This window comes from Bradyrhizobium sp. MOS001, from assembly GCF_004634465.1.
In the GTDB taxonomy this organism is placed as follows: Bacteria; Pseudomonadota; Alphaproteobacteria; order Rhizobiales; family Xanthobacteraceae; genus Bradyrhizobium; species Bradyrhizobium barranii.
Genome location: NZ_SPVJ01000018.1, coordinates 1 through 25,630, shown reverse-complemented (window position 1 = coordinate 25,630; position 25,630 = coordinate 1). Strand labels below are relative to the sequence as shown.

Sequence of the window (25,630 nt, the reverse complement as noted above, 5' to 3'; positions counted from 1 at the left end):
CGGTGAGATTCAGTCGCGGCGATGGACGTCGTGGGTGACGATGCCGAGCTCGGGAGCCGGCGGGGCCAGGCGTCGCGGATCGGCCAGCGTGCGGCGGATATCGTCCAGTCCGCTCTGCCAGTGAGCGCGCATCGCGCTCAACCCGAACTCGTAATCCCTCGAATGGCCCTCGTGGATCTTGGTCTGATAGATCAGGTGCACGATGTTGTAGCAACGATGGCGCGCCATCTCCGCAATCGCGCGGATCTCGGGATCGTGCCTGGCGGCGTCCGGCAATTTCGCGATCGTGCGCTGCAAGGCCTGACGCATCTTCTGCATCCGCAGCACCTGGTCGGTCACGGCGCGTGTGCGGCTCGAATACTGGATGTCCTTCTGCCGGCTCGACACTTCCATCATGTCGTGGGGAACGTGGCCCTTGGCCGACCAGAGATCGATCTGGAACGTCAGCGTGTCACACGGCTCGCCGGACAGCACGCGGGATAAAGGCGTGTTCGAAACCACGCCGCCATCCCAATAGTGCTCGCCTTCGATCTCGACGGCGGGGAAGCCCGGCGGCAGCGCGCCCGATGCCATGAAATGCTTCGGTCCCAGCCGGCGCTCGGCGGTGTCGAAATAGGTCAGGTTGCCGGTGCGGACGTTGACCGCGCCGACGCTGACGCGCACGTCGCCCGAGTTCAGCCGGTCGAAGTCGACGAGCCTTTCCAGCGTCCGGTGCAGGGGGGCCGTATCGTAAAAGCTGGTCGCGGCGTCGCCCGAGAACGGTGACCAGAGCGGCGAGGGGAAGCGTGGCTTGAAGAAGCCAGGCTGGCCATGGATCAAGGCCCGCGCCGCCGCCATCGCGTTGCGTACCGAGTTGATGTCGAACGCAAACGGCAGGGCGTTGGCGAGCCCTTCGCCGGCGGGCCACTCGATCGAAAACGCGCAGATGGTTTCCCAGAACTCGCGCAACCGTGCAACACGCTCGCCTTCGGGCGAGCCCGCGATGATCGCGGCGTTGAGCGCGCCGATCGAGATGCCGGCCAGCCAGTTCGGCCGGATGCCGGCCTCGTGCAGGCCTTCATAGACTCCGGCCTGATAGGCGCCGAGTGCGCCGCCGCCTTGCAACACCAGGGCGACGACATCGTAGGGCAGCGAATTGCTCCGCTGCGGCACAGGATTGGTTTGCTCGCGCATCACGTTCAGCATTTTGAGGACTCCCGATGGTACGGATGATGTCGATCAGCCGGCATTCGCGTCGACCAGGGTTTCGGAGGATCCGCGCCGCCGCACGATTTCGCTCGAGGCCAGATAGTCGTGGACCACGGTGCCGAGCCCGAGCGTCAGGTCGGCGACGATATGCTTGGCCGAGAGCACCTGGAGCACCGGCAGTTCGGCGACGGGGGCAAGGGCGTGCGAGTACAGGTCGAGCGCTGCCGGCCCAGTCCAGGCGCCCTTCACGGTGATGTCTTCGAGATGGAAGCGCACCAGCTCGCAGATGCGCGGCGTGCCGTCGACATGCGGAATGATCTTGAGCAGGAAATTCGGTGCGGCGAGCTTTTTTGCTTCGGCCGCGGCGTCCAGGGCCCGGTGCTTGTAGCCCATCGTGCCGGTCGCGATGCGGACCGAGCCGTAGTTCAAGGTGCCGACCAGGGTGTCGGTCTCGACCTCAAGCTTCGGCTGCGCCAGCTTCTTGGGAAAGCCCCAGAGCTCGCGCCCGCCCGCAATTGGCGGATGATCGTTGAGGAACATCTGGTGGACGAAGCTGCCGGCCTTGCCCTGATAGGACACCGGAACGACCTGCCCACTTTCGGTGTAGTCGCCAAATCCGGTCGAGTCCGGCATTCGGATGAACTCATAGTTCACCACCGGTTCGGTGATTTCGAGTGGTGCGGGCACGATCCGGCGCAGTGCCTCGGGATCTGTCCGGTACTGGATGATGAAGTATTCGCGATTGATGAAGCGATAGGGGCCGGGCGGGAAAGCCGGGCTGGTCAGTGGCATGGCGAACGCGCTCGCGCGCACGGTTTCGTGTTTCATCATGGTCGGCTCCGGTTGGTATGGGGTGATCGGGCCGGGCTCGCGCACGGTCGACGCGGCCCGGTTTCGCGCGAGGCAGCTACACCTCGCCGACGTGCTCCGGATCGGCCGAGGCCAGCGCGGCCGCACGTTCCGGTCGGGGCGGATAGATCCAGACAGTATTGATCTGCTGCTTGGTCCGCTTCGCCTCGTCGCCGACGAGCTCGAGCTTCCGATCCCAGCCTCGCGTGAAGATCGCGCCGGCTTCTCCCAGATCGAGGCAGGTGGCGTAGGCCTTCTGGTGATAAGGCCTGGTCGCGACACCCAAAAGTTCGGCAGCGGCATTGTTGCCGGCAAACGCGCCCATTCGCGTGGCATGCTGGCACGACATCAGCGCGTGGTTGCCGACGTCGTCACACGCTGCTTTGGCGGCATCGCCGGTGGCAAAGACGCCGGCCACGCCCGGCACTCGCAAGTCGCGGTCGACAAGGAGGCGGCCCAGATTGTCGCGCTCGGCCGGGATCTGCGCGGTCAAAGGAGCGGCGCGCATGCCCGCGGCCCAGATCACGGTCTCCGCCTCGATGTGTTCGCCGCTGGAAAGCGTGACGCCAGACTTGTCGAGCGACGCGACACCGGTGCCGAGACGGGTCTCCACGCCAAGCTTGCGCAGCGCATCCTCAATGACGGGGCGGGAATCTGTGCCCATATCGTGAGCGATCGTACTGTTGCGATCGACGATGACGACGCGTGCCTTGGAGTTCTTGCCGAGGACCGCACGCAGCCGCGCCGGCATCTCCGTCGCCGTCTCGATACCGGTGAACCCGCCGCCGGCCACGACGACCGTATCGCGTCCGTTCCTTGCAGGCCGATCGGCCAGATCATGGAGATGCCGCTCGAGCGCAATCGCATCGTCGAGCTTGTCGACGCTGAAGGCGTGCTCGGCGATGCCGGGGATGTTCGGTCGGAAAAGCCGGCTGCCGGTGGCAACGACCAGCCGATCGTAGGAGAGAGTCTGCTTCGTGCCTTCGGCCGTGACGAGCTCGATCGCACGAGACTTGGTATCGATGGTCCCGGCGCTGCCTTGCACGTAGACGACGTCGATGGCCTTCAACACGTCTTGCAGAGGTGCCGTCAGGGTCTCGGGCTTGCTTTCGTAGAGGCGGGGCCGAACCACGAGCGTCGGCTCCGGTGCAACAAGCGCGATCTCGAGTTGTTCGGGCGAAGCGCCCTGAATGTCCCGCAGGCGCGCGGCGGAAAGTGCGGCGTACATGCCGGCAAAGCCGGCGCCGATAATGACGAGTCGCATTTGATGATCTCCTGTGGATTGAGCTTTCCGGGCATGGGCGCGTCATCGCCGCCGCCACTCTCGTGGCGGATCGTCGAGACCGATGACGCGAAGACGTGACGCGAGATCGCGAATTCTCAGGGAGAGGGGCAGCCTGGCATCGAAGCCATCGGCGGCGGCCAGCGGTGCCGAAAGAAAATTGGCTCGATGGCGTTCGGACGCCAATCGGCGTACGGGAGCTGGCCGCCATCCCTGTCGATGATGGGCATCACCGGACTTGCGTCGTGTACGGACTGCGCCGGTATTTCCACTTCCTCGCCGGTTGCCGAGGTGAAGCGAACGGCCAATGAAAGTCCGTACATGATGGCGCTTGCGGCCATCCTTCGTCGCGGCACGAGTTTGACCGGACTAACGAAGTTCTTCCAGGTCATTGTTCGTCTCCGTCTATTGGATCGAGGGCACCCTGATCATTTAGCGGAGCGGACCTGCAGTTGCGCCAGAGCGATTGCTCTGCCTGCAGAGTGATTGCTGCTTAGCGCATGCGACGTCGCCAATCGCTCGGCGTTTCTCCCGTCAATCTTCTGAACGCGGCGGCAAAGGCGGTTTGAGAGGCATAGCCAAGCTCAGCCGCCACCGTGGCGATCGGGATTTCGGTGTCGCGCAGCGTGTTCATGGCCTGCTCGAGCCGGTGCTGGCGCAGCCAGCTATGCGGCGAAAGACCGGTGCTTTCCTTGAAAGCACGACAGAAGTGGAAGCGCGACAGGCCGGCGTCCGAAGCGAGCGCCGCAAGAGAGACGTCGGAATCGCTGTCCGAACGCAAGCGTTCGATCGCGCGTCGCAGAGCTTGGGGAGCCAGCCCGCCTATGATCGGCTCGATGGCGGTCGGCTCGCCGATGTGCGCGGCCAGGATGCGCGTGGCGATGATATCGGTCAGTCGCTGCCTGAAGAGTGCATCCAGAACCGCGTTGCCCTCCAACACATCCGCCCCGCTCATCAGCAGTCCGGATGTGACAGGGTCGAGATGCCCGGTTCGCTCCAGAAGATCACCGGGAATGGGCGCGTCGGCTTCGCGGGCGACGCGTTCGAGCGTTGCGTGCGGAAGATACAGCTGGACGACATCGACAGGACCGGGAATATCCCATCTGGCGCTCGAACCAGCCGGGATGATCGTCACGACTCCGGAACGGGCCGTTCCAATCGCAACCGATTTTCCGGCGCGTCGCTCCAGGCGCTGAACGCCTGTGGGGTACGTCATGATGACGTGGTCGGTCATGGGCTCGACGACGTCGTGCAGAGCGCCGTGCTTCCAATGCGCGATGCCGCCATTGGAGGGGTCCGAGGCCATCTGGAGCGGCGCGGTCTTCAGGATGCGCGCCATCTCCACATCGGCACGCCGCCGCTCGACGTTCGGCGAGTCGCTGTGGCGCGCAACGGGTGCGGCAAGCAGAGCCCCCAAAGGATCGTGCAGGATTGGCTTGTCCATGGAGTTAGTCTCGCGTTCGGAAGGCACTTCGGGACCCGCGGAGCGATTGCTGCTAACGCACGCGTCGTCGCCAATCGCTCGGCGTTTCGCCGTTCAATCGCTTGAACGCCGCGGCGAAGGCCGTTTGCGAGGCATAACCAAGCTCTGCCGCAACCAGGGCGATCGATGTGTCGGTATCGCGGAGCAGGTTCATGGCTTGCTCGAGCCGGTATTGGCGCAGCCAGGCGTGAGGCGAGAGCCCGGTGCTTTCCTTGAATGCGCGGCAGAAGTGGAAGCGCGACAGACCGGCATCGGAGGCGAGGGCATCGAGGGAGACGTCGGTATCGCTGTCCGAGCGCAAGCGTTCGATGGCACGGGCCAGGACCTTGGGCGAAAGCCCACCGATGGTCGGCTGGAATGGGGCTTGCGAGCCGGTATGGGCAACCAGGAGACGCATCGCCAGGAGGTCGATCAACTGATGCCTGAACAGCGTGTCCAGGGCCGCATTGCTCTCCAGCGTGTTGACCGCGCTCAGGATCAATCGGGACGTAATGGGATCAGGATGCGCCGTTCGCTCCAGGAGTTCGCTCGATGTGCCGCTCGCGGCTTCGTCGGCGACGCGTTTCAGCGTTGCGTGGGGGAGATAGAGCTGAACGACGTCGACAGGCTTCGGAATATCCCATCGGGAGCTCGATCCTTCGGGAATGATGATCACAGCCCCGCGACGAAACGTTCCAATCGCAACGGACCGTCCTGAGCGCCGCTCCATGTGCTGCACCGCTCCGTTATAGGCCATGATGACGTGATGGCTCATGGGCTCGACGACGTCGTGCAAGGGTTCGTGTTTCCAGTGGGCGATCCCGGCACCGGAGGAGTCCAATGCCACGCGAAATGGTTCGGTGTGGAGCACACGCGCCATCTCGGCGTCAGCGGCACGCCGCCCGGTCGCCGACGACTGGCCTTGGCTTGGCTCGGATGCGGCCGGAGGATTTTCACGCGCAGAATTGTGCGAGATCGGTTTGCTCATTGGACGTGCTCGTCTCAGGGGCCTTGCACTCGCGGCGCTGAGCGCGATTTGCGCGCCCGGCGTGAAGCCATCGCTTCTTTTGCGCCCGTACGGGTGCCGCAGCGCGCCGCGAGCGCTCGGTGTGGTTTTCTAGGCACGTGGGACTACGGGGTCTTTCCTGAAACCGCGGTGCTTGTCCTGATTCTGCTCAAAGCGCTCGGACGCGAGATCTTGTGATCGGCGATCCCTGGACGACTGCGGAGAATCAAGCTCACGATTTACGCATTAGATGTTGAAATCGCTTCTGAAAATGGCTTTGCCACAATCGGCCGCGGCGCCCCGTCGCAATCGCAAATCACGCCGCGACGCGACTGGACCCCCGTACTCCGAAGCGGATAATGCTACCGACCTCCAGGGCGACGGCAGTCAGATGGGTTGCCTGGTCAGAATTCCACGGATGGGTCGATCGAATGGCACTGGCGGGCACCTTCGGACAGAGGGTCAAGCGGCAGTTGAGCCTGGCGGATGCGCCGCCTTCGCTGATCACGCGGTCGCGGCGAGGCGTCGACGTTGCGGTCACCGAAACCCTGAACAGTGAGCCGGTCGAGGGTCTTTCCGGCTCGCTTGCCGACGACGCCTATCTCGTCAGCCTGAAGCTGCAGGATTATCCTGACTGCGAGCTCTGGGAGCACGGCAAGTGCTTTGCGAAGACGAATGTCAGAGCCGGTACGACCTATCTGTACGATCTCCGGCACGATCCGCGCTTCGTCATCGACAAGCCGTTCCATTCCGTCCATTTCTATCTTCCTCGTCTGACGCTCGACGGAATCGCGCGAGAAGCCCGCACGCCGCCCATTGGCGACCTCGCGTGCCGGTATGGTTTCGGCCATGACGACGAGATCATGCGCCATATCGGCGCCTTGATGTTGGAAGGACTGCGTCGTCCGGCAGAGGCCAACCAGCTCTTCATCGACCACATGATGCTCGCGTTCACGGCCCACATTGCCCAGACCTATGGCGGATGGCAGCGCGTCGCGGATGCGGCCCGGGGCGGTCTTTCCCCATGGCAGGTGAGGCGAGCCTGCGAAAGGCTCGACTCGGATCTCGGCGGGACGCTTTCACTGCAACAGATCGCGGCCGAGTTTGGTCTCTCGGTTAGCCATTTTTCCCGCGCGTTTCGAATCTCGACCGGCCTTCCGCCTCACCAGTGGCTGCTCCGCCAGCGTGTAAAGGCGGCAAAGCAGTTGATGACCCTGCGCGACCTGCCGCTGTCCGAGATTGCGATCTCGGTCGGGTTCGCCAATCAAAGCCATTTGACGAAGGTGTTCTCGGCGCAGGTGGGCGTCAGCCCGGCGGCATGGCGCCGCGAAGCGCTTGGCATCAGGGACAGCGAGACGTGATCGTCCGATCAGCGGCGCTGCGCCAGTGAACCGGCGTAGGCGGCGCGGCGCGCCGCGAAGATCTCGTCCGGCGGATAACCGATGCCCTCCGCAAGATTTGCCGGATCGAAGCCGGAAGTATCGCACGTCTCGTCCGCTTCGATCGCGGTGATCACGATCGTTCCGAGCCGTACGGCTTCCCGGCTGTCCTCATCCGGCCACCGGATCGTGACATCCTGCGTCGGGTCATCGGGACGGCCGAGCAGCGCCATCAGGCTGAACCGGATATCGCGTGTCGCGATCCTTCCTTTGAGATCGTTGTGCAGGACGTCGGCGGACGTCGTCCTGGCCTTGCCCTCGATCATCGCAAGTTCGCCACCGACCGGGACGACCTTGAATTTGATGAACTGCGTCTCGCCCTTCGAATTCGTTGCGGGGAAGGCGTGGACGGCCCAGTAGGTCGTGCCGGCAAAGCTCGGGGGAGGCGGATGCGCGGCGATGTAGTTCGCCTGACGCAGCGTTTCGGGATTGGCGGTGGAGAAGGCCTTGATCTTCTCCAGGTCCGGCCTTCCGTCGCGACCGGGCATGCGCGAGGTGAGGAATGCCAGCATTTGATCGAGCGTCCTCGCATAATGAACCGGAGCGCTCTGTGTGAGGATGTCGGAGCGATGCTCGTCGTTGCCGAGCCTGAAGCTGAAGCCGCGCAGCGTGAGATCCCTGGTCTCGGATTCGCGGGGACCGCCGTCCACCGAGAAGCGCGCCAGCACGCGCGATGGTGTTGTGAAGCTCCGCGACTTCGTGACCTCGTCGGCCCGATCCGAAGGGATGTAGGTCCCCCTGACGCAGCGGCCTTTGGCAAAGCTCGCGCGTGCCTTGGGTGGATTGCCCAGAACGGCTTTCTGAGCCTCGACAATGGAGGCGGGTGTGGCGGTGCCGCTCGGGGACAGGGACATGGCTTGGTCTTGGATTTGCTCCCCTCAACCGTTAGCGGCGTGGATGCTTCCCCGCTCCAGAGCGATTGCTGTGCTTGCAGCGCGATTGCTGTCTTCTTGCGCGGTCACCAGGGCACTGAACGCGGCGTCGGCAGGTCGTCGGCGATGGAATATCTCAGCAAAATGAATGGCTTGAGTTGAAATCTTCCCACGGCCCATGATGGATCGGGGCGGGCGCTCAAAGGCGGCGTGTGCACGGGCAGCAAAGTCCATTGAAAGCACGGCCGGCCGTTCTTCGGAGTGATCTGCTGAGGCGTGGGCAACCTCGGAGGGGCCGTGCCAACCGTCCTGCACCAACGAGACGTGCCTGGGACTGCAATCCGAGCCTGAGCCCGCGCCGGCGATTGACAGCTAATTATTACATGTCTAAAAATATGCAAATTCATATAATTCGTGAGATGCCTGAATGGACACGCATCCGCTCAAGCTCAAGGTCAGATCGTATGCCGCGGAGACGCCGTTCATACGGAGCCTTGTGTTTGGCGTGGAGGACGGCGTCGCGCCGCGATGGCAGGCGGGTGCACATATCCGCGTGGCGCTCCCGAATGGAGGCGACCGGCCGTACTCGCTGATGGCTTTGCCGGGCCTTCCCGAAGGTATGCTGGCGCTTGGGGTGCTGCGCGAGGAGGCATCGACCGGCGGCTCGCAGTTCATGCACGCGCTGAAGATCGGCGATGTCGTGAAGGCAACGGCGCCGGTCAACAATTTTCATCTGCATGAGGGAGCGGCGCCCGCGCTGCTGTTCGCCGGCGGCATCGGTGTCACGCCGATCCTGTCGATGGCGGCGAAACTCGCGGCCCGAGGAAGCCCGTATCGCTTGCACTATGCGGGCCGCACGCAAGGCCTGCTCGCGTTCCTGCCGCACCTGCAGGAGATATGCGCCAAGGGCCTGTCCATCCACTACGACAGCGACGAGTCCCGCCTGGACATCGCAGCGGCGCTCGGCGATGCCGCTGCAAACGCCCACATTTACGCCTGCGGTCCGGCCGGCATGATCGAAGCGGTGAAGGCGGTTGCGCTCGGCAGGGACATTCCGGCAGACCGTATCCACTACGAGCTCTTCAAGGCCGAGCAATCGTCCTCGGCCGACTTGCCGTTCGAGGTCGAGCTCAAATCGACCGGGCAGGTCGTCAGCGTGGCGGCCGGTCAGACCATCATCCAGGCGCTGGAGGCCGCGGGTCTCGACGTGCTCTACGACTGCCAGCGCGGCGATTGCGGCATCTGCCAGTGCGGCGTGATCGAAGGGGTGCCCGACCATCGCGACGTCATCCTCAGCGACGACGAGAAGGCGTCCAACAAGGTCATGCAGATCTGCGTATCACGCGCGAAGTCGGAACGTCTGGTGCTGGATCTCTAGGGGAGGCGAGGGACGTCATGGCGAAATACGGACAGAATGCCGACGCGATCGCGGCGCTGGTGCGCGAGGCCGAGGTGCATCGCGACGTCTATGTCGACCCCGAGATCTTCGAGCTCGAGATGGAGCACCTGTTCCCGAACAGCTGGATCTATGTCGGGCACGCGAGCCAGTTGGGAAAGCCCGGCGATTTCATCACAGCCAATATCGGCCGTCAGCCGGTGCTGGCGAGCCGCCACACCGACGGCTCCATTCACGTCTTCTACAACCGCTGTCCGCACAAGGGCGTGAAGATCGCCTCCGAGCCCTGCGGCAACACCGGAAAGTTCTTCCGCTGCCCCTATCACGCCTGGTCTTTCAAGACCGACGGCTCGCTGCTCGCGATCCCTCTGAAAAAGGGCTACGAGGGCACCGGCTTTGGCGACACGCAAGCGAATGAGGGATTGTCGAAGGTCAGGAACGTCGTGATCTATCGCGATTTCATCTTCGCCCGCCTGAGCGACGACGGCGTGTCCTTCGAGGATTATTTCGGCGAAAGCCTTTCGACCATCGACAACATGGTCGACCGCTCGCCGGAGGGGAAGCTCGCTGTCCAGGCGACGCCGATCCGCTACATGCACACCTGCAATTGGAAGATGCTGGTCGAGAACCAGACCGACACCTGCCATCCGATGGTGGCGCATGAGAGCTCGGCCGGTACCGCGGTCAAGGTCTGGAAGCGCGAGCAGGGCGATTCCACGGAGACGCCGATGGCGGTGCAGCTCTACGGTCCCTTCATGAGCCCGTACGAGTTCTACGAGCAGAGCGGCATCAGGATCTGGCCGAACGGCCACGGCCATACCGGCGTCGCCAACTCCATCCATTCCAACTATTCGGACATCGAAGGCTATGTCGGCCAGATGGTCGCGGCCTATGGCGAGGAGCGGGCGCACGAGATCCTCGGCGAGGTCAGGCACAACACCGTGTATTTCCCGAACATCATGGTCAAGGGCGCCGTGCAGATCCTGCGCAATTTCATCCCGATCGCGGTCGACAGGACGCTGGTTGAGAGCTGGGTCTATCGCCTGGTCGGCGCGCCGGACAAGCTCTACGAGCGGGCTCTGATGTACAACCGCTTCATCAACGCGCCGACCTCGATCGTCGGGCACGACGATCTCGAAATGTACGAGCGGGCGCAGGAAGGACTGAAGTCGAACGGCAACCAATGGGTCAATCTGCGGCGCCTCTACGAGAGCCATGAAGAGCAGGACGTCACGGCCGTGATCAACGGCACGTCGGAGCGACAGATGCGAAACCAGTTCCATGCCTGGTCGAAATTCATGACCATGGACATGGACAAGCGTGCCGAGGCCGCGGAATGATCGACGAGAAGGCCATCACGGACTTCATCTATCTGGAAGCCGAGCTGCTCGACACGATGCAATGGCAGGCCTGGCTCGATCTGTTTCACCCCGAAGGGCGCTACTGGATGCCGCTCGAATGGCAGCAGCAGGATCCGGTGCTCCAGCCCTCGTTGATGTACGAGGATCTGCTGCTTCTGAAGGTCCGCGTCGAGCGGCTCTCCGGCGAGCGGACCTTCAGCCAGAAGCCGAAGAGCCGTTGCCATCATCTTCTCCAGGCACCGCGGATCGTGGCGTGCGACCCGGCTGCGGGCGTCTACAAGGCGCGGACGTCCTATATCTACACCGAGACCCGCGGTGATCTGCTGGAGCGGTATTCGGGATGGGCGTCGCACGAATTCGTAGAGGTCGGCGATGCCCTGAAGATCAAGCTCAAGCGAGTCGATCTCGTCAATTTCGACGCGCCGTTCGGCAACATCCAGCTTTTCATGTGAGTACGCCTTGACCGCTGCGACCACAGTCTACGCCCGCTTTCGCGAGACCGCCCTTCGCCGGGAGGAGGCGGGCTTCCTCAACGTGCTGCCGGAGACCGCCGATATCTATGGCATCGCGGCAGGCGAGATTTCCTACCGCGCCATGCTCGACCGGGTCGAGCGCTGGCGCTCGGCTTTTGCAAGCCGGGGCTATGGCGAAAGCCACAGGGTCGGGCTGCTGCTCCAGAACAGGCCGGTGTTCGTCGAGCTGTGGTTCGCGCTCAACGCGCTCGGCGTGTCCGTCGTGCCGATCAATCCCGATTTGCGGCTCAGCGAGCTCGAGTACATCATTGCGCATTCCGAGATGAATGCGGCGTTCGTCCTCGCCGAGCGGCGCGACGAGGTCGAGACCGCGGCGCGCCAGGCCGGCCGGCCGATCCCGGTCGTGACTGATCAGGACGACGTTCCCGTACCCCTCGGAGGTGCGCGGCCTTCGACCGCCGGAAACGAGGCGAGCGAATGCGCGCTGCTTTATACGTCTGGGACCACGGGTCAGCCCAAGGGCTGCGTGCTCACCAACACATATTTCCTGCATTCCGGAAACTGGTATCGCGATGTCGGCGGGCTGATCGATCTCAAGCCCGACTGTGAGCGCATGATCACGCCGCTGCCGCTGTTTCACATGAACGCGATGGCGGTGTCGCTGATGGCGATGTTGTCGGTCGGCGGCAGCCTCACCATGCTCGATCGCTTCCATCCGCGTACCTGGTGGGCGTCCGTCCGCGACAGCCGCGCGACCTGTCTGCATTATCTCGGCGTGATGCCCTCGATGCTGATGAGCGCGCCGCAATCGGAGCAGGACCGCGCCCACACCGTGCGCTTCGGCTTCGGCGCCGGCGTCGACAAGCTCCTGCATGCGCCGTTCGAGGAGCGCTTCGGCTTTCCGCTGCTGGAGGCCTGGGCGATGACCGAGACGGGAAGCGGCGGCGTCATCGCCGCCAATATCGAGCCGCGCAAGATCGGCACGAGCTGTTTCGGACGCCCGGGCCCCGAGGTCGACATTCGTATCGTCGACGACAGCGGCAACGACGCGCCGGTCGGGACGCCGGGCGAGCTCCTGGTGCGGCGCGCGGGTGCGGACCCGCGTTACGGTTTCTTCCGCGAGTACCTGAAGAACGAGGCCGCCACCGCCGAGGCGTGGGCCGGCGGGTGGCTGCACACCGGCGATATCGTGTCGCGCGATGCGGACGGCGACCTTCATTTCGTCGACCGCAAGAAGAACGTGATCCGGCGTTCCGGCGAGAACATTGCCGCAGTCGAGGTCGAGTCCGTCCTCAACCGCCATCCCGCAATCAGGCAGGCCGCGGTTGCCGCGACGCCCGATCAGGTGCGCGGCGACGAGGTTGCGGCGGTCATCATCGCCGAGGAGGCCGGTGCCGACCGCGCGCGCGCCGAGGAGATCGTGCGCTGGAGCCTGGAGCAGATGGCCTATTACAAGGCGCCGGGCTGGATCTGTTTCGTCGACAGCCTGCCGTTGACCGCGACCGAGAAGATCCAGCGCGGCGGCCTGAAGGATTTCGTCGCCAGGCTGATGTCTGACGGTGCGTTCTTCGACCTTCGCGACCTCAAGCGGCGGCAGGTTTGATCATGAGCGAGATCCGCACCACACTCATCACCGGCGGCAATTCGGGGATCGGCGAGGCGCTGGCGAAAAGGCTCGTCGAGAGCGGGCAGCGCGTGATCTCGGTCGGGCTGGAGAAGCCGGACTGGACGCATGATCTGCTCGCGGCCTATCGCGCTGATCTCTCCGATATCGAGGAGACGCGCGCGATCGCGCAGGAGATCTGCCGCGATCACGCCGTTGATCGCCTCGTGCACAATGCGGGCGTGATCCTGCCGAACCTGCTGCCCGATGCGAAGCCGGAAGACATTTTGATGCTGGCGCAGCTGCACCTGGGCGCGCCGATGCTGCTGACCCAGGCGGCGCTGGAGGGGATGCGTGCGCGCCGCTTCGGCCGCATCGTGTTCGTCAGCTCGCGAGCCGCGATGGGCGCGGCGACGCGGTCGGCCTATTCGGCGACCAAGGCCGGCGTGCACGGCATGGCGCGGACCTAGGCGCTGGAGCTCGCCGCGAGCGGCATCACCGTGAACGTCGTGGCGCCAGGGCCGATCCTGACCGACAATTTCTGAGGCATCATTCCCAAGGGCTCCGAGCAGCAGGAGCGGATGGCGCGCAACGTGCCGGTCGGGCGGCTCGGCTCGCGCGAGGATGTCGCGCACGCCATCAGTTTCTTCCTCGACGAACGTTCGGACTTCGTCACTGGCCAGGTGCTCTATGTCTGCGGCGGCACCAGCCTCGTCGGCCTTGGCCCGTAGAGCATGATCCGGACCCGGAGGGCCGCGTTAGCGCAAAGTGAAGCGGTTTTCCGAAAAGATCATGCTCCAATAAACAAGATCAGATCTGGTTCTGGCGGATATTCTCGACCATCTTGGCCAGCACGCGCGCACAGACCTCGATGTCGTCGGGCTCGATGCCTTCGATCAGCTTGTCGTAGTTGCTCGCCATGATTGGCCAGATCTTGCGCAGCAGCGCTTCGCCGTCCGGGGTCAGACCCACGACGCGGCGGCGCTGGTCTTCCTCCGCGATCTCGCGCTTGACGAGGCCCGATGACACCATGGACTCGACCATTCGGCTCGCCGTCGACTGCTCGGTCACCGCGAGAACGGCGACCTCGTTGACCGTCAGGGTCTTGTAGATGAACAGGACCGACAGCGTCCGGAACACGACATTGTTGATGCCGTGGTCGCTCAGGTCGCGGTTCTGATCGAGATTCCAGCGATTGGCGAGCCGGTTGAACAGATACGGGATGTAGGTTTGCAGCTGGTCCCGCGTCCTCGGCGGACCCGACTTCCATCTGCTCTTGGATTCTCTGGCCATTATCTCTTGCGACTTTGCTTCTTGCTCTCGGTATGAAGTTTTGAAGAAAGGGATTTCAGTACGGACAGCGCACCGTCCAGCTCCCGGGCCGAAACATTCTCGAGCCGTTTGCCGAGATGCTTCTTGTGGACGTCGGCTGCCTTCCTGAACAACGCTTCGCCCTTTGGCGTCAGGCGCACGATGAAGGAGCGCCGGTCCTCGCTCGACATTTCCCTGCTGATGAGGTCGTCGGCGAGAAGACGCTGCACCAGCCCCGAGACGTTGCCGCCGGTGACTTTCAGATTTTGCGACAACTGCCCGAGCGCGAGGCCATCCCGGTAGCGATCGAGCTGGGCCAGCACGTCGAATTTTGCGAGCGACAGGCCGAACTCGGAGTTCAGCATCGAATTCAGCGACGCGAACAGCTCGCCATGCAGCGACAGCAATTGAAGCCAGAGCCGGGTTTCGATCTGCCCAGGGACGGGAACAATGTTCTCTTTGAGTGCTGCCGGCATTGCATGACCATCGAGTACAAGATGTCTCGTCGATTGGAGGGATTATCGCGGGTCTTTCGCTCCGATTAACAATTTGAGAATCGTAGTCAAGTCGCCTGATCCTGACGTCTTGGGGGGCGAACGGCAATCCACTCCCGCGTTCCCCTCCGATGGAATCATGCAAAAGTCTTGATGGTCTGGATCACGCCGTCGAGCTCCTTGCCGGCGCTGTCCTTCAGCGCGGCCTCGCGCAGGCGGCGCGCCCAATCGGCCGCATCCTCGCGTCGTTCGACCAGCTTGATCGCCGCCAGCGTCTTGTCGAATTTCGACAGCCCGCGGCTGTGGGTATCGGAATAGCCTTTCACGAGGCGTCGGCATTGCAGGATCTCGACACCGAGCTGGTAGTTGGCGGCGACCGCATCGGTTGCGGCCTTGAGCCATCCGTCCCGATGCGCGGTCTCGACCGCGTGACGCAGCGAGCGGCGTCGCAGGCCGCGTAGTCCGGCCACGACGTAGAGGGTCAGGAACCAGGGTAGCGAGTAGGTCCGCACCCGGCGCCCCCGGTTGACGCGGCGATCGAGCCAGCCGAGCAGGCGCGGCCGCGCGCCGAGCCAGCGGCTGAAGCCCGCGGGCAGCACGCCCATGACCTCCTCCATGCGCGGATGCATGAACTCGGTGGTCTGGAGCACCTGTCCCTCGGACATCTCGAGCTCGCTCTCGATGCGCGCGCGGCGACCGGCGCGCGTCTTCAGGTCGGCCACGCGGATGACGTCGTCATAGGTCATGGCGTTGGCGAGATACTTTGCCGCGGCCTCAGTGAAGGCATAGGCGCGCGCACCACCGCCAGCGTTTCGGTCGGCCGTGTGCAACGTCCTGAGAATGTCGAGATACTCGGCGCCATAGGCGACGTCCTGGAAGTCGACCACCTTTTTCAGGCCGGCGCGAGCCATGGCGAGCGGGGGCTCGGGCAGCTCCTGCTTCAGTCTTGCGATGAGCCCGGCAAGATCTGGATCGGGCGTTGCGGGAGAGGGGACGTGATCGGCCTGCTTTGATGGCGCTGATGCCGCGACCTCGGGTGCGCCGGTCTTGACCCGGTCAAAGGCGGCCTCAAACGTCTCGACGCTGGCCTTCGCACCTCTGCCGCCGGCACGGATGACGTCGAGATAGCTGTCACGGCTGAACGGCAGCACAGCGGCCGCCGCGAGCGCACCGAACATCGCGGCCGAGATGACGCTGCCATGCGCGATCGCCAGCGCGTTCAGATCGAAGATGATCTCGGTCTTGGCAGCAACCCCGATGGCGCCGGTGACGGCGCCGCCGTCGGCGATGCCGTTGCCCGGTGCGATCTTCTCGCCGATTGCAAACGACCGGTGGTTGGATGCGATCAACGTGGTGCGATCCGGCGTCACGAGGCCGCGCAGGATCGACCGGCCGGCCTCCATGAACTCCGCCGCCATCACCACGTCGACGTCGCCGGGCGTCGGCATCAACGACAGGATCGGCTTGCGGCCGTCGAGCGGCGGCATCGCCTCGATATAATAGATCGTGGCGCCGGTGCGCTGGGCGACGCCGGGTACCGAGGTCGATTGCGCGACCCAGCCATGGTTCTCGGCCAACTGAACGATCCAGTCGGTCAACACGCCGCCACCCTGGCCACCCATCGCGACGATCGCGATGGAGATCGGCCGCTCGGTCGCCTCGCCGGCGGCGGGGAGGGCCAGCCGGACCGTCTCGTCTCTCATGCCAACGCCTCGAGCGCCGGACGCCGGCGATCACGCCGCCGTTGCAACCAGCTGATCACGGCCATCGCGACCTTGGATTTGAACCTGTCCCAGCCGGTCGGATTGTGAATGACGTCCGCGCGATAGAACGAGGGGCAGAGCACGGCGGCCTCGGAGACCTCGCCGCAATTGCCGCAGCCGACGCAGGAATTGTCGATCGCCGCAACGGGATCGTCGCGCAAGGGGTCGTCCAGCTGCTTCACCGACAGCGACGGGCAACCCGAGAGCCGGATGCAGGCGTGGTCGCCCGTGCAGACGTCCTCGTCGACACCGAAGCGCTCCTTGACGGTGCGTAACCCGTCCTTGATGGCCTTGTTGATCTGCGGCTTCACGCGGCGCTGCTTGTTCAGCATGCATTCGGAGGACGCGACGATGACCTTGGGGCCTTCCTCCTTGGTCGTCAGCGCTTCCTTCAGCGTGTCGCGCATCTTGCCGACGTCATAGGTGCGGTCGAGCTGGCGCACCCACTGGCCGCCGATGCCCTTCACGGCCTTGACGATCGAATTGTTGGTGTCGCGCCGCTTGTTGGTCGCGCGCGACGACAGGATGTCCTGACCGCCGGTCGCCGAGGTGTAGAAATTGTCGACGATGACAAACACGCCGTCGTGCTTGTTGAACACGGCATTGCCGATGCCGCTGGTCAGTCCGTTGTGCCAGAAGCCGCCGTCGCCCATCACCGCGATCGAGCGCTTGTCGGCCTTGACGTTGAAGGCCGAGGTCGAGGCCGGGCCAAGGCCGAAGCCCATGGTGGTCGCGCCGATATTGAAGGGCGGCAGGATCGAGAACAGATGGCAGCCGATGTCGGCCGAGACATGATGCTGGCCGAGCTCTTCCTCGACGAGCTTCATGGCGGCGAAGATCGGCCGCTCCGGGCAGCCGGTGCAGAGCCCGGGAGGGCGCGCCGGCACAACCTGCTTCAGCTTCTCGACCGCGGGGTGATTGAGCACGGGAACGGCGTCCGGCGCCGGCGGCCGGTTGCCGAGCAGCCGCGGCTCGGTCTTCTCCAGGAAGTCCCTGACGCCGCCGAGCAGAACCTGCGCGGTGTAGTCGCCGCCCATCGGCAGCACGTCCTTGCCATGGATGCGCGCCTGGATGTCCCTGCGGCGCAGCACGGTGTTGATCGCCTGCTCCAGATATTCCGGCTGGCCCTCCTCGACGATCAGGACGGCGTCCTTGTCGACGCAGAACTCAGCGACCTCGGTGTCGATCACGGGGTAGGTGACGTTCATGACGTAGAGCGGAACCTGCGTGTTGCCGTAGGCATCCGACAGCCCGAGATATTGCAGCGCGCGGATCACGTTGTTGTACATGCCGCCCTGCATGATGATGCCGACCTTGCCCTGCTTCGGCCCCATCCATTCATTCAGCTTGTTGTCCCGGATGAAGCCGATCGCCGCGGGCATCCGCGTCTTGATCTTCTCCTGCTCGTGCTCATAGGCCGCCGGCGGCAGCACGATGCGGTTGACGTCGCGCCTGGGGTTGTTGAGCGCATCCTTGATGGTATGCGCGGGCTTGACGTTGTCCTTGCAGGCGAAGCTGCCGTGCATGTGACAGGCGCGGACACGAACCTCGAGCATCACGGGCGTGTTCGAGAATTCGGAGAGCTCAAAACCCTTCTCGATCAGATTGACGATGCATTCATGATCGGGGCGGGGATCGAGCAGCCACATCTGCGATTTCATCGCGAAGGCGTGGGTCCGCTCCTGCATGATGGAGGAGCCTTCGCCATAGTCCTCGCCGACGATGATCATGGTGCCGCCGGTGACGCCGCCCGAGGCGAGATTGGCGAGCGCGTCGGAGGCGACATTGGTGCCGACCGTCGACTTCCACGCCACCGCGCCGCGCAGGGGATACATCACCGAGGCCGACAGCATCGCCGCCGCGGCCGCTTCGTTGGCTGAGCTCTGGAACACGACGCCGAGATCGTCGAGCACGTCCTTGGCGTCGGCGAGCACGTCCATCAGGTGCGAGATCGGCGAGCCCTGGTAGCCGCCGACATAGGCGACGCCCGATTGCAGCAGCGCCTTGGTGATGGCGAGGATGCCTTCGCCGCGGAACGTATCGCCATCGCCGAGCCGGAGATCCTCGACTTCGCGAGCAAAAGACCGTTCAGCCATTGCACCCTCCAGAAATATGCGATAGCATACGTTTACATGTGAAGTAAGTCAACGCCGCGCCATGCTATCACGCTTGCGGACCTCTGCTCCTGCAAGGCGATCATGAGCCAGCGACAGGGTAGGGCCAATGCTGAAGCTGCCTCGCTTTAGAGCCGCCGCCGTCCAGGCTTCACCTGTCTATCTCAACCCGGGCGCGACAGCCGACAAGGCAGCTTCACTGGTCCGTGAAGCCGCAGCCAATGGCGCGAAGCTCGTCGCGTTCCCCGAAGTGTTCGTTCCCGGCTATCCCTACTGGAACTGGATCACCGACCCCGTCACGGGCAGCGCATGGTTCGAGAAGCTCGCCAAGGCATCGGTGCTGGTGCCGGGTCCGGAGGTCGATGTCGTCAGGAAAGCCGCGCGCGATACCGGCTGTTACGTCGTGCTCGGCGTGAACGAGCGCAGCCCTGTGTCGCTGGGTGCGATCTACAATACCTTGGTTTTCATCGGGCCGGACGGCGCGGTGCTTGGCAAGCACCGCAAGCTGGTGCCGACCTGGGCGGAGAAGCTGACCTGGACCGGCGGTGACGGATCGAGCCTGCGCGTCTATGATACCGAGATCGGGCGTCTCGGCGGCCTCGCCTGCGGCGAGAACACCAACACGCTCGCGCGCTTTGCGCTGTTGGGTCAGGGTGAGCTCGTGCATGTCGCCAGCTACATCTCGCTTCCGGTCGCGCCGCCCGACTACGACATGGCGGAGGCGATCAAGTTGCGTGCGATCGCCCATTCCTTTGAAGGCAAGATTTTTACGGTCGTCTCCTGCTCGACCGTGTCGGAGGAGATCATCACGGCGATGGAAACGGTCGTCCCCGACGCGCGTGCGCGCCTGCAGCGGAAGTCGAGCGCGTTCTCCGGAATCATCGGACCTGACGGCCGCGTGGTCGGCGATCCCCTGATCGACGATGAAGGCATCGTCTACGCCGACATCGATCTCGACCGCTGCATCCAGCCGAAGCAGATGCATGACATCGTCGGGCACTACAACCGGTTCGATATTTTCGATTTGCGCGTCAACCGACGTCCGCTGGCACCGCTCGGCCTCGCAGACAGTGAGGGCGATGACGCGGGGCAGGGCTTCACGCCGATCCCGCTGAGATCGGAATAGTGGTTGGGCGCGTCGATAAAGCGGCGCCACGAGACAGGACTTGGAGGATAGGATGCGCGAGAACGTCGTCGGCCGGGCCAATGTCGAAGATACCCCCGAGCTCAAGGCCTATTACAAGGACCTCGAAAAGTACGAAGCCGGCGCGCTGTGGACGGTCGCCAACAAGATCGAGCCATGGGCGCCGCAATCGGCGTCGGTTCCCGTGCTCTGGCGCTACGACGATCTGCGCGAGCACGTGCTGCGCTCGGTCGAACTCGTCTCGCCGGAGAAGGCGGGGCGGCGGGTGATCTATCTCAACAATCCAGGCCGCCGCGACGTGTCGGCCGCGGTCGGTTGGCTCTATTCGGGATTGCAGGTGATGCATCCCGGCGAGGTCGCAACAGCGCACGCGCACTCGGCTTCAGCCCTGCGCTTCATCATGGAGGGGTCGGGCGCCTACACCATCGTCGACGGGCACAAGATGACGCTGGGGGCGCGGGATTTCGTGCTCACGCCGAACGGCACCTGGCACGAGCATGGCGTCGAAGCCAACGGCTCGGTGTGCATCTGGCAGGACGGCCTGGACATCCCGCTGGTCAACGCGCTGGAGGCGAATTTTTTCGCGGTCCATCCCAAGGTGCAGCAGGAAGAGTCCGGCTATCCCGTGGACGACATGACCAAGACCTGGGGCAATCCCGGGCTTCGGCCGGCGGATTCGAAATGGTCGAAGGACTATTCCCCCATGTTCAAGTACGAGTGGGAGCCGACCTACGAGTCCTTGCGCAAATATGCCGCCGCGACCGACGGTTCGCCCTATGACGGCATTCTCATGAACTACGTCAATCCGATCACCGGCGGGCACGTGATGCAGACGATCGGCGCGAGCATGCAGTTGCTGCGGCCGGGCGAGAAGACGAAGTCGCACCGGCACACCGGCAGCTTCATTTACCAGGTCGCCAAGGGGCGCGGCTATTCGATCATCGCCGGCAAGCGCTTCGAGTGGCAGGAGCGCGACATCTTCTGCGTTCCCTCCTGGGCCTGGCATGAGCACGGCAATGCCTCGGGCAGCGAGGACGCCTGCCTGTTCTGCTTCAACGATCTGCCCGTCATCGAGAGCCTCGGCTTCTATCGGGAAGAGGCCTATGGCGACAATGCCGGCCACCAGCCGGTCGCCGCCTGACGTCCCCGCACAGAATTCAACCGAAAGAGCCGGATAAAGCTTCATGCGCCTTGTTACCTACACCTTGGGCTCCAGCGGTGCCCGCCTCGGGGTCCTCGTTGACGGATTGGTCGTGGACGTCGAGCACCTCGGTGCGTCGCATGGCTTTGGATGGCCGAGCGACATGCTGTCGTTCATCGACAACAGCGTGACGCTGCTGCCGGCGCTGAAGGAGCGTCTGGACGATGCCGATGGACGCTTGCCGGCCGGCTCCGCCGTTCCGCTCGAGGACGTGAAGCTACAGGCGCCCATCCCGCGGCCCCGCAAGAACATTTTCGGCATCGGGCTGAACTACCGTGCGCATGTGGCGGAGTCCGCCAAGAGCCTGGATACCGACAAGGACCTGCCGAAGCAGCCGGTCGTCTTCTCCAAGCCGCCGACGTCGGTGATCGGCCCGGGCGGCGCTATCCAGCACAATGCGAAGATGACGCAGCAGCTCGACTGGGAAGTCGAGCTCGCCGTCATCATCGGCAAGACCGCAACCCGCATCGCGACCGACAAGGCGATGGACCACGTCTTCGGCTATTCGGTCATGATCGACATCTCCGCGCGCGACAATCGCCGCGCCGGCCAGTGGATCTTCTCCAAGGGCATGGACACCTATGCGCCGTTCGGCCCCTGCATCGTGACCGCGGACGAGATCCCCGACCCGCATGACCTCCGGCTGTGGCTGACGAAGAACGGGGTCATGAAGCAGGACTCCAATACCAAATACATGATCTTCGACATCCCGGTTTTAATTTCCGACATTTCGTCGGGCATGACACTCGAGCCGGGCGACATCATCGCGACCGGAACGCCGGAAGGCGTCGGCGCCGGCAGGACTCCCCAGGAATGGCTGTGGCCGGGTGACGTGGTGGAAGCGGGGGTCGACGGGGTCGGTGTCATCAGGCATCCGGTCGTCGCGATCTGATGACGACGTTCTCGTTCGATCGCGAGCTCAGATTCGGAGACTGCGATCCTTCTGGGATCGCGTACTTCCCGTCTTACCTGAACATCCTCAATGGGGTCGTCGAAGACTTCTGGGCGAGAATTGGATTTCCATGGCCGGAGCTGATCACGGTCCGGAAGATCGGGACACCCACGGTGCATCTGTCCTGCGACTTTTCCCGGCCGTCGATGTTCGGCGATCGCCTGACGTTCAACTTGCATATCAGCCGGGTCGGCGGATCGTCGCTCCATTTGGAGCATGTCGTCTCCGGCGCGAACGGCATGCGCTGGCGCGCCCGCCAGATCCTGGCCGCGACGTCGCTGGTGGATCACCATGCGATCCCGTGGCCGGATGACATTCGCGCCGTGCTGATGGCGCATGTGAGCGCGGGCGAGGGCGCTGAGGCAACGCCCGCATGATCTCGCTGTTCATGACATTCTCCGATCCGGCAGGCGAACGGCGAATTCATCCCGACGAGGTCGTCGCCGCAGCGGAGCTGGTCGGATCGATCCCCGATATGACCGAGGGCTTGCTGTTCACGCCGCTCGAACAGTCGGTCGATCATCCCTACAAGGCCGATGGCTCCGGCCCGGTGTTTGCGCTTCAACTCCGGTTTCCGGACCTGCTCGCCTGCGAGGCGGCAATGGACCGCGGTGGCATCCTTGCCGGTCTCGCGACGGGGGCCGGACTGGCGAGCCTCACCGGCTTGGACGTCACGCATCAGGTCATGCTGACGCGCGCGTTTCCCGTCGATGTCGCCGAACATCTGGCAGGCACGACCACTCCGTGCAGCTACCTCGTGCACTATCCCGGCCCGGCGGAGGACATGAACGCCTGGAACCTGCACTATCTCGAGCATCATCCATCGATCATGCGAACCTTCCCTGATGTTCGCCAGATCGAGATCTACACCCGGATCGATTGGGTCGACCGGCTGCCGTCGCAGCGCGTCGAGCACATGCAGCGCAACAAGCTAGTGTTCGACAGCCCGCAAGCCCTCGCGCACGCGCTCGGCTCCGACGTGATCCAGCGCATGCGCGCAGACTTCGTCCAGTTCCCGCCATTCGCAGGCGGCAACAAGCATTTTCCGATGCTGACGCGGGTGGTGCGGCCGAAGCGCTAGAGCCGAGAGCGTGAAAACGATGGCGTGAGCCGTGAATTGAGATGGATCGCCAGATGTCCGCTTTGGCCGTCAGATCGCGCCGGACTCGCTATGCCGGTAGCCTTTGTAAACACCCCAAGGTTGCGACGAAATTACCCAGCAATCTTAGCGCCTGTTCGTGTGAATTCTGCTATCATCGCAACGTGGGGCGACTCTGATGCGGGGATTGTCATGCCTCCAGGGAGGGACCGACCATGACTACGATAGCGAAACCATTTGCTCTCGTCGCCCTGGTTGCGACCATGAGTGTCGGAGCACTTGCGCTCAGCATCGCCTCTGCCTCAGCGCAATCGCCTGCAGCATACAAGAACTACTGCATCACCAGGATCAAGTGTAACAACGGCTTTCTATGGAAGTGCAACCGTTGTGACGGCCGCTATTCATGGCGGCAGGGGTGCCGTCCCACCTTTAAGGCGTGCTGACACTGACGTAGTTCGTAGGATGGGTAGAGCGAAGCGAAACCCATCAAACCTGATCCTCGCAACGGCATCGAGCTAAAGAATGACACGGGCGCTGCATCGGCGTGCCGGGGGCGATGGGTTTCGCAAGAGCTCTACCCATCCTGCATCTTGGCGCAAGCGACGCCGGTTTCGGCACGGCCTCTATTCGACACGATGGGGCGCGATTCCGAGTCTTGCCATCGCCTCCCGCTCAGCGCCACGCGAGCTCTTAGGATTGCAGCCGTCACCAACAGAGGCATAGCGACCGTGGTCACCGAGCGGGTTTGCCGGCATCGACGGTTGACGTCCGCTTTGGGGCAGATGCTGACAACAGCCGCGGCCCGCCTTGTCGGCGATGAGCCCATTTGCAGATTTTCGGCGTCGTGGGCGATGGCGATCCCTGCGAACTATGGGGACGGCAAATCGAGGCCGTTGGGTAGCCTGATCCAAAGAACGGTTTGCTCGTCTGGGGAATGACGAGACAGATGGCCCTTTCCGTGTGTGTCCTCCACCAACACGAACTCGCCCGCAGAGACGTGCCGCACCTCGCCGTCGCTCGTCTCGTATTCGACCGCGCCAGTCAGTCTCACAGTCAATACCCGCGCGGGAACGGTGTGCCAATCGACCTGTCGCATACCGGCAGGAATTTGAGTAACCTCCATGCTTGACGCGGGGTAGCGCTGGGACACCTGAAACGGCTTGGCACCGGGAGCGACGGTCAGCTTTGCCGTCATGGGGATTTCCACCTCACCGAAGTGAGATTCACCGTCCGGCGTTGCGTATATCCGAAGACACTTCATCGGCTGTCACCTTTGGCTCGCCAGCAAGAACAAGACCACCCTACCATGACCGCGGCGAGGGTGATCACGGCTCTGATGGGATGGTCCGCTACGGGCGACGGCCTGCTTCGGGCCAAAAGCCGCCATCCCCGCCAAATGCGGTTTGTCCTTATCGGGCCCCCGGGCGGCGTCCGAGACCGTATCGCGTCGTATCAGCGCCGACATCCTGATGCTAGATTTCACAACGGCGGGGAGCAGCTGCTTCCTGCTTCAGACCGAACAGGAGGACGATATGCCTGATAGCGTCTACAAGGTCATTGAACTGATCGGTACCAGCAGTGACTCATGGGAGAAGGCGGCCGCCAATGCGGTCGGGCAAGCTGCAAAAACTCTCCGTGATCTTCGCATTGCAGAGGTCGTCAAGCTCGATATGCAACTGGATGAGAAGGGAAACGTCGAGTCCTATCGCGCCAAGCTCAACGTCTCGTTCAAGTTCGAGGGGTCCTGAGCCTCGGCACCTCGCCCCCGCTTGCGGGGCGAGGTTGGCTCGCTGGAGAAAGGCGCGCGGCCGTTCGGGAAGCAGCGCTCTGGTCCAACCGGGACCCGGTATGCTTTGATGCGTGGGGCGGGAACTGTAACGCGCGGTGACCTCATGTACATCGTCATTCGCAAGTACACCAAGGTTCGTTCGGTCGCGGACGCTGCTCGTCGCGCCAAGAGCGGCGTCGGTCAGATCCTGAAGCAATCGCCCGGATTCAGATCTTACTACGTGCTGGATGGGGGCGACGGCGTTGGTGTCGCCGTGATGATATTCGAGGACCGCGAAAGCGCCAATGCAGCGAACGCCAGGATAATGGAGTTTATTCAAGCAAGTCTGCATGACCTCGATCTTGGGGATCCCGAAATCACTGCCGGCGAAGTGCTGGTAAATATAGAACCTGATGCGTCCTCGGCATGAAGTACTCGTAAACGTCGCCAGTTGCGTGGGGTGCCGGCCCCTGCCACTGCTGTGGATCTGATCGCCGTCGCGCAGGGGCGATCGCGTCCTGGACATCCGGATGTCGTCGGTCAGGAATATTCGACATGGTTTTCGAGGAGTAACAACATGAGGCAACACGATTTCGAAGCATTTTTCATCACAGCGACCGTCTGGACGCCGCTCGTAGCTATGGGCACCGCGATGCCGCCCCGAGATCCTGATGAAGACGAGGAGGACGAAGAGGGCGACGACGACGAGGATGAAGCCGACGAGCCGGCAGTCGTCCGCGAGCCGGATGAAGACTAGCACTACTTTGGCAGAATGTGTTTGCGCCCCTGTTTTTCAAGGATTTGCTTTCGGCAATATGGGCACTGCTGAGACGGCGGCCGAAGGATGAGATCG

25 protein-coding genes and 1 pseudogene are annotated in these 25,630 nt (G+C 63.5%); 14 read left to right on the top strand and 12 right to left on the bottom strand.

Annotation, left to right across the window (positions count from 1 at the left end):
* Nucleotides 1-9: 9 nt before the first annotated feature.
* The 6 genes from CT676_RS22190 to CT676_RS22165 all read right to left on the bottom strand — a co-directional run bounded on the left by CT676_RS22190 (nt 10) and on the right by CT676_RS22165 (nt 5,769).
* Nucleotides 10-1,185 carry a patatin-like phospholipase family protein gene (locus CT676_RS22190; RefSeq protein ID WP_193560900.1) on the bottom strand — a complete coding sequence of 392 codons (1,176 nt, stop codon included), beginning with the start codon at nt 1,183-1,185 and terminating at the stop codon, nt 10-12.
* A gap of 33 nt (nt 1,186-1,218) precedes the next feature.
* The gene (locus CT676_RS22185; protein ID WP_085401773.1) at nt 1,219-2,016 is read right to left on the bottom strand and encodes an acetoacetate decarboxylase; all 798 of its coding nucleotides are present in this window, start codon (nt 2,014-2,016) and stop codon (nt 1,219-1,221) included.
* 79 nt (nt 2,017-2,095) lie between these two features.
* Nucleotides 2,096-3,301 carry an NAD(P)/FAD-dependent oxidoreductase gene (locus CT676_RS22180; protein WP_085401727.1) on the bottom strand — a complete coding sequence of 402 codons (1,206 nt, stop codon included), beginning with the start codon at nt 3,299-3,301 and terminating at the stop codon, nt 2,096-2,098.
* Between the two features lie 116 nt (nt 3,302-3,417).
* Nucleotides 3,418-3,711, bottom strand: coding sequence for a hypothetical protein (locus CT676_RS22175; RefSeq protein ID WP_085401726.1), 294 nt, complete (start codon nt 3,709-3,711; stop codon nt 3,418-3,420).
* Nucleotides 3,712-3,812: 101 nt separating this feature from the next.
* On the bottom strand, nt 3,813-4,763 hold the full coding sequence (locus CT676_RS22170) for an AraC family transcriptional regulator (RefSeq protein ID WP_244623229.1): 951 nt from the start codon (nt 4,761-4,763) through the stop codon (nt 3,813-3,815).
* 52 nt (nt 4,764-4,815) lie between these two features.
* On the bottom strand, nt 4,816-5,769 hold the full coding sequence (locus tag CT676_RS22165; RefSeq protein ID WP_085401724.1) for an AraC family transcriptional regulator: 954 nt from the start codon (nt 5,767-5,769) through the stop codon (nt 4,816-4,818).
* A 449-nt stretch (nt 5,770-6,218) separates the two neighbouring features.
* Here CT676_RS22165 and CT676_RS22160 point away from each other — a divergent pair, with 449 nt between their 5' ends.
* On the top strand, nt 6,219-7,148 hold the full coding sequence (locus CT676_RS22160; protein WP_085401723.1) for an AraC family transcriptional regulator: 930 nt from the start codon (nt 6,219-6,221) through the stop codon (nt 7,146-7,148).
* A gap of 8 nt (nt 7,149-7,156) precedes the next feature.
* Here the strand turns inward: CT676_RS22160 and CT676_RS22155 are convergent, their stop codons facing one another.
* Nucleotides 7,157-8,080, bottom strand: coding sequence for a catalase (locus CT676_RS22155; RefSeq protein ID WP_085401722.1), 924 nt, complete (start codon nt 8,078-8,080; stop codon nt 7,157-7,159).
* A gap of 445 nt (nt 8,081-8,525) precedes the next feature.
* On the opposite strand from CT676_RS22155, the gene CT676_RS22150 reads away from it, so the two are divergent.
* The 5 genes and pseudogenes from CT676_RS22150 (at nt 8,526) to CT676_RS22130 (ending at nt 13,662) form a co-directional block, all read left to right on the top strand.
* Nucleotides 8,526-9,476 (top strand): PDR/VanB family oxidoreductase, encoded by a 951-nt coding sequence (locus tag CT676_RS22150; RefSeq protein ID WP_085401721.1) that lies wholly within the window; start codon nt 8,526-8,528, stop codon nt 9,474-9,476.
* A gap of 17 nt (nt 9,477-9,493) precedes the next feature.
* On the top strand, nt 9,494-10,834 hold the full coding sequence (locus CT676_RS22145; protein ID WP_135215363.1) for a Rieske 2Fe-2S domain-containing protein: 1,341 nt from the start codon (nt 9,494-9,496) through the stop codon (nt 10,832-10,834).
* A complete protein-coding gene (locus CT676_RS22140; protein WP_085401719.1) occupies nt 10,831-11,307 on the top strand; it encodes an aromatic-ring-hydroxylating dioxygenase subunit beta in 477 nt (158 codons plus the stop codon). The genes CT676_RS22145 and CT676_RS22140 overlap by 4 nt, the downstream gene beginning before the upstream one ends.
* A gap of 7 nt (nt 11,308-11,314) precedes the next feature.
* Nucleotides 11,315-12,931 carry an ATP-dependent acyl-CoA ligase gene (locus tag CT676_RS22135; RefSeq protein ID WP_167768111.1) on the top strand — a complete coding sequence of 539 codons (1,617 nt, stop codon included), beginning with the start codon at nt 11,315-11,317 and terminating at the stop codon, nt 12,929-12,931.
* Nucleotides 12,932-12,933: 2 nt separating this feature from the next.
* A pseudogene (locus tag CT676_RS22130) lies at nt 12,934-13,662 on the top strand (SDR family oxidoreductase).
* A 79-nt stretch (nt 13,663-13,741) separates the two neighbouring features.
* On the opposite strand, the gene CT676_RS22125 reads toward CT676_RS22130, so the two are convergent.
* The 4 genes from CT676_RS22125 to CT676_RS22110 form a co-directional block, all read right to left on the bottom strand.
* Entirely contained in the window at nt 13,742-14,224 is a 483-nt protein-coding gene (locus CT676_RS22125; protein WP_063984247.1) for a MarR family winged helix-turn-helix transcriptional regulator, read from the bottom strand.
* Nucleotides 14,224-14,718, bottom strand: a complete 495-nt coding sequence (locus tag CT676_RS22120) for a MarR family transcriptional regulator (RefSeq protein ID WP_085401716.1) — start codon at nt 14,716-14,718, stop codon at nt 14,224-14,226. Before CT676_RS22120 ends, CT676_RS22125 begins: the two co-directional genes overlap by 1 nt.
* 155 nt (nt 14,719-14,873) lie before the next feature.
* Nucleotides 14,874-16,439: an indolepyruvate oxidoreductase subunit beta family protein gene (locus CT676_RS22115; protein ID WP_085401715.1), complete on the bottom strand. Its 1,566-nt coding sequence runs from the start codon at nt 16,437-16,439 to the stop codon at nt 14,874-14,876.
* Entirely contained in the window at nt 16,436-18,595 is a 2,160-nt protein-coding gene (locus CT676_RS22110; RefSeq protein WP_135215362.1) for an indolepyruvate ferredoxin oxidoreductase subunit alpha, read from the bottom strand. Before CT676_RS22110 ends, CT676_RS22115 begins: the two co-directional genes overlap by 4 nt.
* A gap of 127 nt (nt 18,596-18,722) precedes the next feature.
* On the opposite strand from CT676_RS22110, the gene CT676_RS22105 reads away from it, so the two are divergent.
* From CT676_RS22105 to CT676_RS22085, 5 genes are read left to right on the top strand one after another with little or no spacing between them, the layout of a single operon-like run.
* Nucleotides 18,723-19,739: a carbon-nitrogen hydrolase family protein gene (locus CT676_RS22105; protein ID WP_085401713.1), complete on the top strand. Its 1,017-nt coding sequence runs from the start codon at nt 18,723-18,725 to the stop codon at nt 19,737-19,739.
* Nucleotides 19,740-19,791: 52 nt separating this feature from the next.
* Nucleotides 19,792-20,898, top strand: coding sequence for a cupin domain-containing protein (locus CT676_RS22100; protein WP_085401712.1), 1,107 nt, complete (start codon nt 19,792-19,794; stop codon nt 20,896-20,898).
* Nucleotides 20,899-20,941: 43 nt separating this feature from the next.
* Nucleotides 20,942-21,850 carry a fumarylacetoacetate hydrolase family protein gene (locus CT676_RS22095; protein ID WP_085401711.1) on the top strand — a complete coding sequence of 303 codons (909 nt, stop codon included), beginning with the start codon at nt 20,942-20,944 and terminating at the stop codon, nt 21,848-21,850.
* The gene (locus tag CT676_RS22090) at nt 21,850-22,287 is read left to right on the top strand and encodes a thioesterase family protein (RefSeq protein ID WP_085401710.1); all 438 of its coding nucleotides are present in this window, start codon (nt 21,850-21,852) and stop codon (nt 22,285-22,287) included. Before CT676_RS22095 ends, CT676_RS22090 begins: the two co-directional genes overlap by 1 nt.
* Entirely contained in the window at nt 22,284-22,991 is a 708-nt protein-coding gene (locus CT676_RS22085; RefSeq protein WP_135215361.1) for a hypothetical protein, read from the top strand. Before CT676_RS22090 ends, CT676_RS22085 begins: the two co-directional genes overlap by 4 nt.
* Nucleotides 22,992-23,877: 886 nt before the next feature.
* On the opposite strand, the gene CT676_RS22080 is transcribed toward CT676_RS22085, so the two are convergent.
* On the bottom strand, nt 23,878-24,270 hold the full coding sequence (locus CT676_RS22080) for a hypothetical protein (protein WP_063984238.1): 393 nt from the start codon (nt 24,268-24,270) through the stop codon (nt 23,878-23,880).
* A 271-nt stretch (nt 24,271-24,541) separates the two neighbouring features.
* Between CT676_RS22080 and CT676_RS22075 the strand changes: the two genes are divergently transcribed.
* The 3 genes from CT676_RS22075 (at nt 24,542) to CT676_RS22065 (ending at nt 25,534) form a co-directional block, all read left to right on the top strand.
* A complete protein-coding gene (locus CT676_RS22075) occupies nt 24,542-24,757 on the top strand; it encodes a dodecin domain-containing protein (protein WP_063986511.1) in 216 nt (71 codons plus the stop codon).
* A 144-nt stretch (nt 24,758-24,901) separates the two neighbouring features.
* The gene (locus CT676_RS22070; protein ID WP_085401772.1) at nt 24,902-25,207 is read left to right on the top strand and encodes a hypothetical protein; all 306 of its coding nucleotides are present in this window, start codon (nt 24,902-24,904) and stop codon (nt 25,205-25,207) included.
* Between the two features lie 147 nt (nt 25,208-25,354).
* Nucleotides 25,355-25,534, top strand: coding sequence for a hypothetical protein (locus CT676_RS22065; RefSeq protein WP_085401708.1), 180 nt, complete (start codon nt 25,355-25,357; stop codon nt 25,532-25,534).
* Nucleotides 25,535-25,630: the final 96 nt, after the last annotated feature.